At 74.6% G+C, this 12,829-nt stretch carries 10 protein-coding genes and 1 riboswitch; of the genes, 6 read left to right on the top strand and 4 right to left on the bottom strand.

Going from position 1 to position 12,829, the window contains the following annotated elements; genetic code table 11:
- The first annotated feature begins 219 nt into the window (after positions 1-219).
- Together ACFY00_RS27535 and ACFY00_RS27530 are read left to right on the top strand one after the other, a co-directional pair.
- Complete coding sequence (locus ACFY00_RS27535; RefSeq protein ID WP_388034221.1) at positions 220-603, top strand: hypothetical protein; 384 nt, start codon at positions 220-222, stop codon at positions 601-603.
- Positions 604-1,097: 494 nt separating this feature from the next.
- Positions 1,098-2,243: a serine hydrolase domain-containing protein gene (locus ACFY00_RS27530; RefSeq protein ID WP_388034220.1), complete on the top strand. Its 1,146-nt coding sequence runs from the start codon at positions 1,098-1,100 to the stop codon at positions 2,241-2,243.
- On the opposite strand, the gene ACFY00_RS27525 is transcribed toward ACFY00_RS27530, so the two are convergent.
- The 3 genes from ACFY00_RS27525 to ACFY00_RS27515 form a co-directional block, all read right to left on the bottom strand.
- Complete coding sequence (locus ACFY00_RS27525) at positions 2,225-2,536, bottom strand: DUF2087 domain-containing protein (protein ID WP_388034219.1); 312 nt, start codon at positions 2,534-2,536, stop codon at positions 2,225-2,227. The genes ACFY00_RS27530 and ACFY00_RS27525 overlap by 19 nt on opposite strands.
- A 198-nt stretch (positions 2,537-2,734) precedes the next feature.
- Positions 2,735-4,132 carry an NRAMP family divalent metal transporter gene (locus tag ACFY00_RS27520; protein ID WP_388034218.1) on the bottom strand — a complete coding sequence of 466 codons (1,398 nt, stop codon included), beginning with the start codon at positions 4,130-4,132 and terminating at the stop codon, positions 2,735-2,737.
- Entirely contained in the window at positions 4,129-5,496 is a 1,368-nt protein-coding gene (locus tag ACFY00_RS27515) for a magnesium transporter MgtE N-terminal domain-containing protein (RefSeq protein WP_388034217.1), read from the bottom strand. The genes ACFY00_RS27520 and ACFY00_RS27515 overlap by 4 nt, the downstream gene beginning before the upstream one ends.
- 654 nt (positions 5,497-6,150) lie before the next feature.
- A riboswitch (M-box (ykoK) riboswitch) is annotated at positions 6,151-6,324 on the bottom strand.
- Positions 6,325-6,558: 234 nt separating this feature from the next.
- On the opposite strand from ACFY00_RS27515, the gene ACFY00_RS27510 reads away from it, so the two are divergent.
- Positions 6,559-7,941: an acyltransferase gene (locus tag ACFY00_RS27510; RefSeq protein WP_388034216.1), complete on the top strand. Its 1,383-nt coding sequence runs from the start codon at positions 6,559-6,561 to the stop codon at positions 7,939-7,941.
- A 33-nt stretch (positions 7,942-7,974) separates the two neighbouring features.
- On the opposite strand, the gene ACFY00_RS27505 is transcribed toward ACFY00_RS27510, so the two are convergent.
- Positions 7,975-8,898, bottom strand: coding sequence for a GNAT family N-acetyltransferase (locus ACFY00_RS27505; protein WP_388034215.1), 924 nt, complete (start codon positions 8,896-8,898; stop codon positions 7,975-7,977).
- Positions 8,899-9,191: 293 nt separating this feature from the next.
- Between ACFY00_RS27505 and ACFY00_RS27500 the strand changes: the two genes are divergently transcribed.
- From ACFY00_RS27500 to ACFY00_RS27490, 3 genes are all read left to right on the top strand, one after another.
- Positions 9,192-10,550: a glutamine synthetase family protein gene (locus ACFY00_RS27500; RefSeq protein WP_388034214.1), complete on the top strand. Its 1,359-nt coding sequence runs from the start codon at positions 9,192-9,194 to the stop codon at positions 10,548-10,550.
- A 102-nt stretch (positions 10,551-10,652) separates the two neighbouring features.
- Positions 10,653-12,029, top strand: a complete 1,377-nt coding sequence (locus ACFY00_RS27495) for an aldehyde dehydrogenase family protein (protein WP_388034213.1) — start codon at positions 10,653-10,655, stop codon at positions 12,027-12,029.
- Entirely contained in the window at positions 12,026-12,805 is a 780-nt protein-coding gene (locus ACFY00_RS27490; protein WP_388034212.1) for a 3-oxoacyl-ACP reductase, read from the top strand. Before ACFY00_RS27495 ends, ACFY00_RS27490 begins: the two co-directional genes overlap by 4 nt.
- Positions 12,806-12,829 lie beyond the last annotated feature (24 nt).

Raw genomic sequence — 12,829 nt, 5'->3', positions numbered from 1 at the left:
ACTGCCGATCGCCGTACCGACTCGGCGGCGCGGACAACGCCTTCCAAGGCCCGCGCCGAGCGCCGATCAACCGCCTGGAAGCGGGTCCCCAACGGTCAGCAGGGCGCGGCGTACTCCAGCGCGGTCCCGGCCGCCGATAACTGTCCGGGCTGCGTGCGGGGGCGTGCCGTAACCTGCCGGGGACCCTGGGAACCGAGGGGCAGGGGGAAGGAGCAACCGGTGTCGGGCACGTACTACGTGACAGCGGACCAGGAGCGCGGTGGTGCCTGGACGTTCGGCTTCGAGCAGGTGGAGTGGGCGCTCCTCGAGGCGTGGCCGCTGGCCCGGGTGAGCGGTCCGATGACGCAGGCCGGGGCGTGCGGGCTGAGCGTGCCCGTCGACGGCGTCGAGGAGCCGGTGGAACTCGCCTACTTCGCGGAACGGCGGTTCTTCGCGTTCGCCGACCAGGACCCGCTCGAGGCCCCGTTCCGGGTGGTCTTCACCGTGCTGACCGCCCTCAACCTGGCGGACCCCGTCGTGTGGACCACCGCCTGGGACGCCACGCCCCACCGGGTCGACCTGTCGGTGGGACTGCCGCAACTGCTGCGCCCGTTCGAGCGGTAGCGCCGGCGGGCGCCGAGGCTCCTCCTCCGGGGCGGCCGGTGGTCGTCCCGTCGGTGGTCCGGGCGGTCAGGCCGCTGCGGCAACCCTGGTCGTGGAGCCTCCAGTTGGCGAAGGTCTCGGGCCTCCGGCACGGGTGGTCGGAGGCGTTCTCGTCGTCGGGGGCGGGCAGCGCGCCCCGGCTCTCGTGGCTGTGGGCGGCGCCGACGCTCATCGAAACCTCCGGTACCAGCGGCGGTCAAGGGTGCCGGTCACGCTGCTCGCGCACGGCGCCCGAACGGCGGAAGCGGGCGGCGGCGGGTGGGCGCGCCGCGGAAAAGCATCCACCGGTTGATGCCAGGGTCAACCGATCGGCTGATGGAGTGTCAACCGATCGGTGCGCGAACGGTATCCGATCGTCAGGTGGGCGGGTTGTGGGGGCCGGGCACACTCTCCTCAGCAGGAGACAGAAGGTACGGACGGTGCCGAAGGGGCACCGGTGTCGAAAGGGGACGACCATGCGTGAGGTGCACGAGGTGCGTGGGGCGGGCGGCCTGCAGGCGCTGCTGGACCGCTGGGTCGCGGACGGTGCGGTGCCCGGGGCGGTCGCCCTGGTCGCCCGCGAGGGGCAGGTCGAGGCGGCCGCCGCGGGAGAGCTGGGTCGGGAGTCGCCGGTGCGGATCGCCTCGGTGGGGAAGCCCGTCACGGCCGCGGCGGTGCTCCAACTGGTCGACGACGGGGTGCTCGCGCTGGACGACCCGGTCGAGCGCTGGCTGCCGGAGCTGGCCGACCGGCGCGTGGTGCGGACACCGGACGCGCCGGTGACGGACACCGTCCCGGCCGACCGGCCCTTCACGGTGCGGGACGTGCTGGAGTCGCGGGCCGGCTACGGCTTCCCAGCGGACTTCACCCTGCCCGCGCTGGCCCCGCTGGTCACGGAGCTGGGACAGGGGCCGCCGCAACCGCAGCACGTCCTCCCGCCAGAGGAGTGGACGGCCGTCCTGGCGGGGATCCCGATGCTCCACCAACCCGGCGCGGTCTGGCTGTACAACACCTGCTCCGACATCCAGGGCGTCCTGGTCGCCAGGGCGACCGGCCAACCGCTCGACCAGGTGCTGGAGGAGCGGCTGTTCGACCCCCTGGGCATGCCCGACACGGCCTTCCACGCCCCACCCGACCGCCTGGGCCCGCTGTACCGTCCGGCCCCGGACGGCACGCTGGAGGTGGCCGACCCACCGGACGGCCAGTGGAGCACCCCGCCCCCGTTCCCGTCCGGGGCCGGCGGCTTGGTGTCCACCCTCGACGACGTGTTCACCTTCCTGCGGATGCTGCGCGCGGGCGGCCGCGCCGAGGACGGGCGGCGGGTGCTCTCCTTCGGCGCGGTGCGGCTGATGACCACCGACCACCTGACGGAGCGCCAGCGCGCGGACGGCGAACTCTTCCTCGAAGGGCAGGGCTGGGGCTACGGCGGCTCGGTGGACGTGGCCTGCCGCGAGCCGTGGAACGTGCCGGGCCGCTACGGCTGGATCGGCGGCACCGGCACCGCCGCGCACGTGGTGCGGTCGACCGGGCTGGTGACGGTGCTGCTCACCCAGCGGGAGATGACCAGCCCCACCCCGCCACCGCTGATGCGGGAGTTCTGGCGCTACGCGGCGGTCGGCTGAGCGCCGTCCGCGCCCGCCGGGGCGGTGGCGGCGAGGCGGTAGCTCGACCCGTCCCGGGTGCGGGTCAGCAGCAGGGCTTCGACCAGGTAGCGACGGAGCATGGAGGTGTCCGAGTGAACGGTGAGCAGGGCCTCGTTGACCTCCTGCTCGGTGTACGAGCGCTCGGGGTCGAAGAGGGTGCGCGCGAGGTGCTCGAGCAGGGCGGTGCGGCGGGCGGGCTTGCGCGGGATCGAGGTCAGACGGCCATCGGTGAAGAACGCGGTGAGGGTGGCCGGCGGTTCGTGAACAGACATGACAGGCAGCCTGTCAGGGCGGCTACCGGGAGACAAACGGATTACCGGACGGGGCGGACGGGGCGTCGGTCCGTCGGACCGGACCGACACCCCGCGGGAGGGGAGGAACGGATGGGGAGGACCGGCCCGGGGCAGGACCGGTTCCGGTGGGCGGCGGGGCGTGCGCCGTCGGTGCTCCGCCCCCGCCGGGGCCGCTGCTCACACCAGGCCGAACCAGCCCAGGACGGTCTGCACCAGCAGGACGGTGGACATCAGCGCCACCCCGACGACCACTGCGGTCGCGGCGATCCGGTACCGCGGGCCGTTCGCAGCGGCGCCGAGCAGGGAGCGCCGGTTGGTCAGCACCAGCAGGTACACCAGCACGACCGGACTGATCAGCCCTTGGAGCACCTGGGTGCCGATCAGCAGGCGGATGACGTCGACCGGGGTCAGCGCCACGACCGCGCCCAGGGCGATCTGTGCGGTGAACACGCCGAGGAAGAGCGGGGCGTCCCGGAAGCGCCGGGAGACCGACCGCTCCACCCCGGCGGCCTCGCCGATCGCGTAGCTCGCCGACAGCGGCACCACCGCCCCGGCGAGGGCCGAGGCGCCGAGCAGCCCGAAGGCGAACAGCAGCTCCGCGCCCGGCCCGGCCACCGGCTCCAGCGCCCGGGCGGCCTCGGCGGCGGACCGCAGCGGTCCCGTTCCACCGATCGCCGAGGCGGTGGCGATGATGATGGTCAGGCTGATCGCACAGGCGAACACCGCGCCGAGCACGGCGTCGGCCCGGATCAGCCTGTAGTCCTCGGGCTTCGCGCCCCGGTCCACGACGCCCGCCGCCGCGTAGAACTGCATGTACGGGCTGACGGTCGTGCCGATCAGCGCCACCGCGAGCAGGACGAAGCCGCTGGACGGCTGCAGGTGCGGCACCGCGAGGTTCCGGCCGACCTCGCCCCAGTGCGGGTGCCCGAGGACCATGGCGATCGGGTAGGAGAAGAACGCCAGCGACATCACCAGGAAGATCCGCTCCGCCCAGCGGTAGGAACCGAACAGCACCAGCGCCCACAGCAGCACGGCCGCGGGCGGCACCACCGCCCACTTCGGAACGCCCAGCAGCTCGAAGGCCGCGCCGATCCCGGCGAACTCGCTGACCACCAGGCCGGTGTTCGCCAGCAGCAGGCAGCCGACGGCCAATGCGGTCAGCCGGAGGCTGAACTGCTCGCGGATCAGTGCCCCGAGCCCCTTGCCGGTGTGCGCGCCGAGCCGGACGGCCATCTCCTGGACCATCACCAGGGCGACGGTCACCAGCACCATGAAGAACAGCGTGCCGTACGCGTACTGCGAACCGGCCGAGGCGTAGGTGGCGATGCCGGCGGCGTCATTGCCCGCGTTGGCGGCGACCAGGCCGGGGCCGGCCACCATCGCCACCGCGGCGACCCGGCGCAGCCCGCGCCGCCGGGGCGGAGCCTGGGGGTCGGCGGGAGCCGGGGTGGCGGGGCCCGCCTGGGCCGGGAGGGAGCAGACGGACGCCCCGGAGGGGGGAGGGGAGGCAGCGGGACCGGGGGCGGCGGAGGGGGTCGTGGGGTCGGCGGGGCCGAGGTCGGTGCGGGCGTTCACTGGAGGAACCTCCGGAAGTGCAGGCGCCCGCGCTCGGGCAGCAGGGCGTCGAGGATGTCGTCGGCGAGGATCCGGCCGAGCGGCCGGCCGTCCGCGTCGGCCACCAGGAGGGAGGACTTGCGGGCGGCCACCAGCCGGTCCGCGGCTTCGGCCAGCCGGGTGTCGGGGGAGAGCGTGACGGGCGGGCCGAACTGGGCCAGCCAGGCCACCAGATCGGCGACCGGGGTGCTGTCCTCGGCCACGGCCAGGTCGAACAGCGGCACGTCGGCGATCAGCCGGTCGGCGGCGTCCAGCACCACGACGGCGTCGAGCTCGGTGCGGTGCTCGGCCTGTGCGGCCAGAACGGCGCGGACCTCGGCGACGGTCTGCCCCGGCCGGGCCGTGACCAGCCGGGTCGTCATGGCACCGCCCGCCGTGCCCTCCCGGTGCGCGAGCAGACCGCGCAGTTCGGCGGCCCCCTCGCTGGGCATCCGGTCGAGCAGGGTCTCCCGTTCGCGCGGATGGAGGTCGCGCAGCGCGTCGGCGGCCTCGTCGGGTTCCATCTCGTCGACCAGCCGGGCGGCGTGCTCCGGCCGGGTTTCGCGGAGCAGGTTCTCCAGTTCGGCGGGCTCCATCTCCTCCAGCGCGTCGGCCGCCTGCTCGGGCTCCAACCAGCCCAGTAGCTGCTGCCGTTCGCTGCGGCCGAGGTCCTCCAGGATGTCGGCCAGGTCCGCCGGGCGGAGCCGGTGCAGGGCCGAGCGGGAGGCCCGCAGCCGCACCTCGGCCGGGCCCTCGGTGGCCTGTTCGCCGAACGGGGCGACCGATTGCCAGTCCAGGACGCGCTCCGGGGTGGGCCGGGCCTGCCAGCGGCGCGGTCCGAGCCGGCGCAGCAGGGTGGGCAGCGACACGTCCACCCCGACCAGCACCACCCGGTCGGCCAGCGGCGCGAGGTACAGGTCGGCGGCGCGGGTGACCTGCACGCCGTCCACGTCGACGAGTTGGTGGTCCAGCACGTCGCGGGCCAGCAGCACCTCGCCGGGGCGGCGCCGGAAGTCCCGCAGGTCGACGCGGGACGCCCGGAGCCGGACGTGCCCGGCGCCGAGCCGTCCGACCGCGTCGGCGGGCAGGAAGGCCCGGCGGCGCCCGATCCGCAGGATCAGGCCGGTCACCGGCGGGTACGGGTCGGGGCCGTACAACCGGGCGACCACGTCGGCCAGTCGGCCGACCTCGGCACCGGCCTGGTTGGTGACCGGCGCCCCGGTCAGCCCGGCCAACGAGACGAGGGAGGAACGCACCGCGCGGCCGGCGGTGGCCCGGTGGTCGAGGGTGACCCGGCGGTCGCGCAGCCGGGCCGTGGTGGAGCTGAACAGCGTGTGGGTGGCCATGGGGGAACACCTCCTCTGCCCCGGCAGGGCGGGGCGGACGGGCGGTTCGCGGCAGTTCCTCCCGCACCACGGCCGACGGGCACCGCCCGGCCGCAGCGTCCGGAACCGGCGTCCGGCCGAGGGGTCGGAACCGGCGTCCGCAACCGGTGCCCGAGCACGCGGCCGTGTGCCGGCACCGCCGGTACTCCCGGTCACCGGCCGTCGGTCACCTCGCGCGGGAAGGCGCGCGGGTGCGGCGGAACGGTCCGGTAGCCGGCGGGCACGGCGGCTGCCGATCCGGCGGAACCGGTCCTCCGGACGGTGCCGACCGGCTCCGGGCAGCGGGTGACTGCTGCGGGGACGGCTCCGGTACCGCCCGGGCGGGTCGGACCGGCGACAGTCCGACGAGCCGGTCGCCCGGCGGGCGGCCGACACGGCGGACGACCGGCGGCACCCGGCCGCTCGGTGCCCACGGAGAGCGGGCCAGCGGGAGGGAACCACCCAGGGCGGAATCAGCGGAAGGAGAACTGCCTCGAACCGCGGAACAGCGGCGAGGGTGCGACGGGGAGGGGCCGACTGTGCCCCGGACTACTGCTGTCCATCCCGCCTCCTCCCGGTCCTGGCCGACGAGTTCAGCTCGCGGCCGCGCGGCAGGCGACCGGGCCGCGGCGGCCCGGCACACCCCAGTCTCGTCAGAGCTTTGGCACTCCACGGCGTGTCCCCGGTAGCGGGGAAGCCACTTGGGGTCACCCCTTGGGCCGGGGAGACCTGTCCTGATCCGGAGCGTCTCTCGACGGGTGGGATCAGTGGCCTGTGTCCGTGAAGACGCCTCACCGAACGAGGTGTCTTGTCGTTGCGCGACCAGGATAGGCCCCCGCCACCCCCACCACCTCATCCTTGACCAGGGTTTGACCGCGCGACCACGCTCCGGCCCGGGGACGGCGGCAGAAGGGCGGGGCGCACGGCGAGGCGCGAACCGGAGGGAGGGTTGTGGCCGAACCGCAACGCGCCGGGGGCGGCGGACGTGGAGGACGGCTGGCGATGATGACCGCTACGGGGACGGGAAGGGGACGGGGGAAGGACGTGGAGGACGGAACGGGCCGCAGCGGGTACGTGGACCTGCTGCGCGCGGGGGCGATCGTGCTGGTGGTGCTCGGGCATTGGCTGATCACCGCACTGGTGCGGGGACCTGACGGGGCGTTGACGGCACCCGAGTTGATGGTGACCGTTCCGTGGACGCAGTGGCTGACCCTGGGCTTCCAGATCATGCCGGTGTTCTTCCTGGCCGGTGGCTACGCGGCAGCCGGCTCCTGGGGCCGCTGCCGGGCCGGGGGCGGTACGGCAGCGGGCTGGATCCGCGGCCGGGCCCTGCGGCTGCTGCTGCCCACCGCCGCGTACCTGCTGCCGACCCTGGGTGGTCTGGCGGTCGCCGGGGCGTGCGGGGCGGATCCGGTGCTGCTCGGCATGGTCGGGTGGGCCCTGGCGATGCAGTTCTGGTTCCTGCCGGTCTACCTGGTGATCAGCGCGCTGACGCCCTGGCTGGCCGCACTGCACCGGCGCTGGGGCCTGGGCTCGGTCGCGGCCCTCGCCGCCGCGGGGGCGGCCGTCGACCTGCTGGTGCTCGGCGCCGACACCGAGGGGGCGCACCGCGTCGGCCTGCTGAACTACCTGCTGGTCTGGGCCGTCGCCTACCAACTCGGCTTCGCCTGGCGGGAGGGCGGCCTGGCGGCCCGTCCGGCGTTCGCGGCGGCCCTGACCACGGGCGGCGCCGCCGGGTACGCGGCACTGGTCGGGTTCGGGCCGTTCCCGGTCAGCCTGGTCCTGGTCAGTGGCGAGGAGGTCTCGAACACCGATCCGCCGTCGCTGGCGATGCTGGCCTGGTTGTTCGCCCAGTGCGGCCTGTGCCTGCTGCTGGCCCCGTACGCCGAGCGGGCCCTGCGGGCCCGGCGGCGGGCGGGCCGCCTGGTCGCACCGCTCGGCCGGGCCGGCATGTCGCTGTACCTCTGGCACATGGTGCCCGTGCTGGCCGTCGGAGCAGCCTTCTACCTCACCGACCTGGCCCCCGAACCGGAGGTCGGCTCGGCCCTCTGGTGGGCCTGGCGGCCGGTGTGGGTGCTGCTGCTGGCAGCGCTGCTCGGCGGGCTGCTGGCCGCGCTCCGCCCGGTCGACGGCCTGCTGCTGCGGCTGGCCCGGCACCTGCGACCGCAGGACCGCGCCGCGGGTGCGGGCCGGGCCGTCGCCCTGCTGGCGGGGCTGGCCGTCGCGGGCTGGGCGCTGGCCCGTTGGGCGGTCCAGGGCCTGGCCCACGACGGGGCGCCGGACCGGCCGGTGCTGCTCGCCTTCGCGGTCGGCACCGCCCTGGTCGCGGGCGCGGCGGCCCGGTGGGCCCGTCCGGGGCCCGGGGGCGCCGACGGCACGGCCGATGCGGGGGCGCAGCCGGACGGAGCGGGGGAGCAGGTGGGCTGAGCCGGGTGGGACGGCCTACCCGAGTGGGACGCCCTACCCGGGTGGGGCGGCCTCCCCGGGCAGGGAGAGGCGGAACTCGACGGAGCGGTGGGTGCTGCGGTAGCCCAGGGCGCGGTTGACCGCCAGCATGCCGGTGTTGTGCTCGGCGGTGTCGGTGAGCAGCCCGGTGATCCCGGGGTGCTCGGCCCGCGTCCAGCGGATCGCCTCGGCCTTCATCGCCCGGGCCAGGCCGCGCCTGCGGTGGGCGGGCTGGACGGCGGTGCCGTAGTGCTGGGCGTCACCGGAGCGGTCGGCGGGCAGCACCAGTTCGCTGAAGCCGACCAGTTCGCCGGTGGCGGTCTCCAGCACCGCGACGGTGTGCAGCAGTTCGCCCCGGTCGGCGACCGCCCGGGCCGCGGACAGCACCCGCTCCTCGTCCCAGACGACGGTGCCGAACCCGGTGTCGCCCATCGGCATGTCGTCCATGGCGGTGCGCGAGCGGGTGAAGGCGGTCAGCCACTCCCCGGGGCAACTGCCGACCCAGGAGACCAGCCGGTAGCCGGGCGGGAGTTCGACGGCAGGGGCAGGGGCAGGGGCAGCGGCAGGGCCGGGAGCGGTGGCGGCGGCGGTCAGGTCCAGTCGGCCGAAGTCGAGGACGAGGGCCCGCTCGAAGCCGCGGGCGGTGAGGAACGCATCGCCCGGGGAGCCCTCGACGGCCTGGGCCAGCAGCGCGCCGCGCCCGTCCTCCCGGGCCGCGGCCACGGCGGCCGCGAGCAGCGCCGACCCCGCCCCGCGCCGCCGTTCGGCGGGGTGCACGTCCAGGGTGAGTTCGCACAGGTGGGCCTGGCCGGGGGAGGTGAACAGTCGGAGGAAGGCACTGCCGAGCGGGGTGCCGTCCGGGGCGGCGGCCAGCCAGGCGAGGCGGCGCGAGCGGGGGCCACCGGCGGGGTCGGTGAGGGCGGTCAGACGGAAGGTCACGGGTGGCAGGCTCCGGGGAGGAGGTCCGGGGAGGACGGGACGGGCGGGCAGGCGCCACCGAAGCAGTTCCGGCCGTCCGGGGCAATCGGATTTCGGCCCGGGGAACGGAGGGGAGGGCGCGGCGAAAGGGCCGACGAGCAGTCATCTCACCTTCAGTAATGATCTTCTGACGGTTGATCAGGAACTTCTGACACCCGCGCGGACACTGGTGCGCCCGGGCCGGGGGCGGGATCATCGTCGCTGTGGCGGACCGGTCCGCGTGCGGTGGGCCGGGTGGCGGAGGTGGTGGGCGGATGACCGAGGCACGGCTCACGGTGGAGCGACTGCGGGAACTGGTGGCCGAGGGCGCGGTGGAGACGGTCGTGCTGGCCGTCACCGACATGCAGGGCCGGCTGCAGGGCAAACGCCTGGACGCCGGGTACTTCCTCACCGAGGTGCTGACCGGCGGCGCCGAGGGCTGCGGCTACCTGCTGGCGGTGGACGTGGAGATGAACACCGTCGACGGCTACGCCGTCTCCTCCTGGGAGAACGGCTACGGGGACCTGGTCTTCGCCCCCGACCTCGCCACCCTGCGGCTGGTGCCCTGGCACCCGGCCACCGCCATGGTCCAGTGCGACCTCGCCCACCACGACGGCACCCCGGTCGCGGTCTCGCCCCGCCAGGTGCTGCGGCGCCAACTGGAGCGACTGGCGGGCTACGGCTGGAGCGCGTACGTGGGCACCGAGCTGGAGTTCATGGTGTTCCGGGACAGCTACGAGCAGGCCTGGGAGAAGCACTACCAGGACCTGACGCCCGTCAACCAGTACAACGTCGACTACTCGATCCTCGGCACGGCCCGGATCGAACCGCTGCTGCGCCGCCTGCGCACCGGCATGGCCGGGGCCGGGCTGACGGTGGAGTCCGCGAAGGGCGAGTGCAACCTCGGGCAGCACGAGATCGCGTTCCGCTACGCCGACGCGCTGACCACCTGCGACGACCACGCCGTCTACAAGACCGGCGCCAAGGAGATCGCCGCGCAGGAGGGCGTCAGCCTCACCTTCATGGCCAAGTACGACCAGCGCGAGGGCAACTCCTGCCACGTGCACCTGAGCCTGCGCGACGAGCGGGGCCGCCCGGTGTTCCCCGGCGAGGGCGCGCACGGCTTCTCCCGGACGATGGAGCACTTCCTGGCCGGGCAGCTCGCCTGCCTCGACCGGTTCGCGCTGCTGCTGGCCCCGACCGTCAACTCCTACAAGCGCTACGTGCCGGGCAGCTTCGCCCCCACCGCGATCGCCTGGGGCCGCGACAACCGGACGTGCGCGCTGCGGGTGGTCGGGCACGGGGCCTCGCTGCGGTTCGAGAACCGGGTGCCCGGCGGCGACGTCAACCCGTACCTGGCGGTGGCCGCCCTGATCGCGGCCGGACTGCACGGCGTGGAGCGCCAGTTGCCGCTGGAGGCCGAGTTCACCGGCAACGCCTACGCCTCCGACGCGCCCCGGGTGCCCGCGACGCTGCGCGAGGCGGTCGACCGGTTCGAGTCCAGCGAGGCCGCCACCGAGGCGTTCGGCAAGGACGTCGTGCGGCACTACGCCCACGCCGGGCGGGTCGAACTCGCCGCGTACGACGCCGCGGTGACCGACTGGGAGCGTCGCCGCGGCTTCGAGCGGCTGTGAGGAGCGGCCCTGCCGAACCGTGAGGAGCGGCCGTGCCGAGCCGCCGCGGGCGACCGCGGTGCGGGAACGGAACGGAACAGGACCGAGAGCGAGGAGGAGCAGGTGACCGAGGGGCCCGAGCCGTACCAGGTGGTCAATCCCGCCACCGAGGAGGTGATCGCCACCGTCGAACTGGCCGACCTGGCCGCGACCGACGCCGCGATCGCCCGGGCCGGGGCGGCGTTCGAGAGCTGGCGGCAGGTGGCGCCCGGCGACCGGGCCCGGCTGCTGCGCCGCTTCGCCGCCGAAGTGGACGCCGAACGCGAGCAGTTGGCCGTGCTGGAGGTCGCCAACGCCGGGCACACCATCGGCAACGCCCGCTGGGAGGCCGGCAACGCCCGGGACGTGATCGAGTACTACGCCGGCGCGCCCGAGCGGCTGTTCGGCCGGCAGATCCCGGTGGCCGGCGGCCTCGACGTCACCTTCCACGAGCCGCTGGGCGTGGTCGGCGTGATCGTGCCGTGGAACTTCCCGCTGCCGATCGCCGCCTGGGCGCTGGCCCCCGCGCTGGCCGCCGGGAACACCGTCATCGTCAAACCGGCCGAACTCACCCCGCTCACCGCGCTCCGGCTGGCCGAACTCGCCCTGCGCGCGGGCCTGCCCGAGGGCGTGCTGCAGGTGCTGCCCGGCCGCGGCCCGGTGGTCGGGCAGCGCTTCGTCACCCACCCCGGCGTCCGCAAGGTGGTGTTCACCGGCTCCACCGCCGTCGGGAAGTCGGTGATGGCGGGCTGCGCCGCCCAGGTCAAGCCCGTCACGCTCGAACTCGGCGGCAAGAGCGCCAACATCGTCTTCGCCGACGCCGACCTGGACAGGGCCGCCGCCACCGCCCCGTACGCGGTCTTCGACAACGCCGGGCAGGACTGCTGCGCGCGCTCCCGGATCCTGGTCGAGGCGAGCGTGCACGAGGAGTTCCTGGAGCGGTTGGAGCGCGCGGTGCGCGGGGTCCGGGTCGGCGACCCGGCGGACGAGAAGACCGAGATGGGGCCGCTGATCTCGGCCGCGCACCGGGCCCGGGTGGCGTCCTACGTGGACGGCGACACCGAGGTGGCGTTCCGCGGCAGCGCGCCCGAGGGGCCGGGCTTCTGGTACCCGCCGACGGTGCTGGCGCCGATCGCCCCCGACCACCGGGCGTTCACCGAGGAGGTGTTCGGCCCGGTCGTCGCGGTGGTCCCGTTCCGCGGCGAGGACGATGCGGTGCGGATCGCCAACGCCACCGAGTACGGCCTGTCCGGATCGATCTGGACGCGCGACGTGGGCCGGGCCCTGCGGGTCGCCCGGGCGGTGGAGGCGGGCAACCTGTCCGTCAACTCGCACTCCTCGGTGCGCTACTGGACGCCCTTCGGCGGTTTCAAGCAGTCCGGCCTGGGCCGCGAGCTCGGGCCGGACGCCCTGCACGCCTTCACCGAGACCAAGAACGTCTTCATCGCGACGGAGGAATGAACCACATGAGCAAGCGACTTGACGGCCGGGTGGCGGTCGTCACCGGCGCGGGCAGCGGCATCGGCCTGGCCACGGTGCGCCGCTTCGCCGCCGAGGGCGCGAAGGTGGTGTGCGCCGACATCGACGAGGAGACCGGCGCCAAGGCCGCCAACGAGGTCGGCGGCCTGTTCGTGCGCACCGACGTCACCGACGAGGAGCAGGTCCGGGCGCTGTTCGACACCGCCGTCGCGCACTACGGCGGCCTGGACGTCGCCTTCAACAACGCGGGCATCTCCCCGCCGGACGACGACTCCATCCTGGTCACCGGCCTGGAGGCGTGGAAGCGCGTCCAGGACGTCAACCTGACCTCGGTCTACCTGTGCTGCAAGTACGCGATCGGGCACATGCGGCGGCAGGGCAGGGGGTCGATCATCAACACCGCGTCGTTCGTGGCGGTGATGGGCGCGGCGACCTCGCAGATCTCCTACAGCGCCTCCAAGGGCGGCGTGCTGGCGATGAGCCGGGAGCTGGGCGTGGAGTTCGCCCGCGAGGGCATCCGGGTCAACGCGCTGTGCCCCGGACCGGTCAACACCCCGCTGCTGCAGGAGCTGTTCGCCAAGGACCCGGAGCGCGCCGCCCGCCGACTGGTGCACATCCCGCTCGGCCGGTTCGCCGAGCCCGAGGAGATCGCCGCCGCGGTGGCCTTCCTGGCCAGCGACGACTCCTCCTTCATGACCGCCAGCACCTTCCTGGTGGACGGCGGCATCTCCGGGGCGTACGTCACCCCGCTCCCGTAGCGGCAGCGCGGCCGGGCGGGTCGG

It is taken from the genome of Kitasatospora sp. NPDC001540, from assembly GCF_042894345.1.
In the GTDB taxonomy this organism is placed as follows: Bacteria; Actinomycetota; Actinomycetes; order Streptomycetales; family Streptomycetaceae; genus Kitasatospora; species Kitasatospora phosalacinea_C.
Note: the sequence above shows the minus strand (reverse complement) of the source record. Positions and strands in the feature narration are given on the sequence as shown.

Coding starts and splice junctions, on each gene's coding strand:
- ACFY00_RS27515 (WP_388034217.1), bottom strand. CDS start 5,496: ATGGCCACCCACACGCTGTTCAGCTCCACCACGGCCCGGCTGCGCGAC.
- ACFY00_RS27525 (WP_388034219.1), bottom strand. CDS start 2,536: ATGTCTGTTCACGAACCGCCGGCCACCCTCACCGCGTTCTTCACCGAT.
- ACFY00_RS27490 (WP_388034212.1), top strand. CDS start 12,026: ATGAACCACATGAGCAAGCGACTTGACGGCCGGGTGGCGGTCGTCACC.
- ACFY00_RS27500 (WP_388034214.1), top strand. CDS start 9,192: ATGACCGAGGCACGGCTCACGGTGGAGCGACTGCGGGAACTGGTGGCC.
- ACFY00_RS27530 (WP_388034220.1), top strand. CDS start 1,098: ATGCGTGAGGTGCACGAGGTGCGTGGGGCGGGCGGCCTGCAGGCGCTG.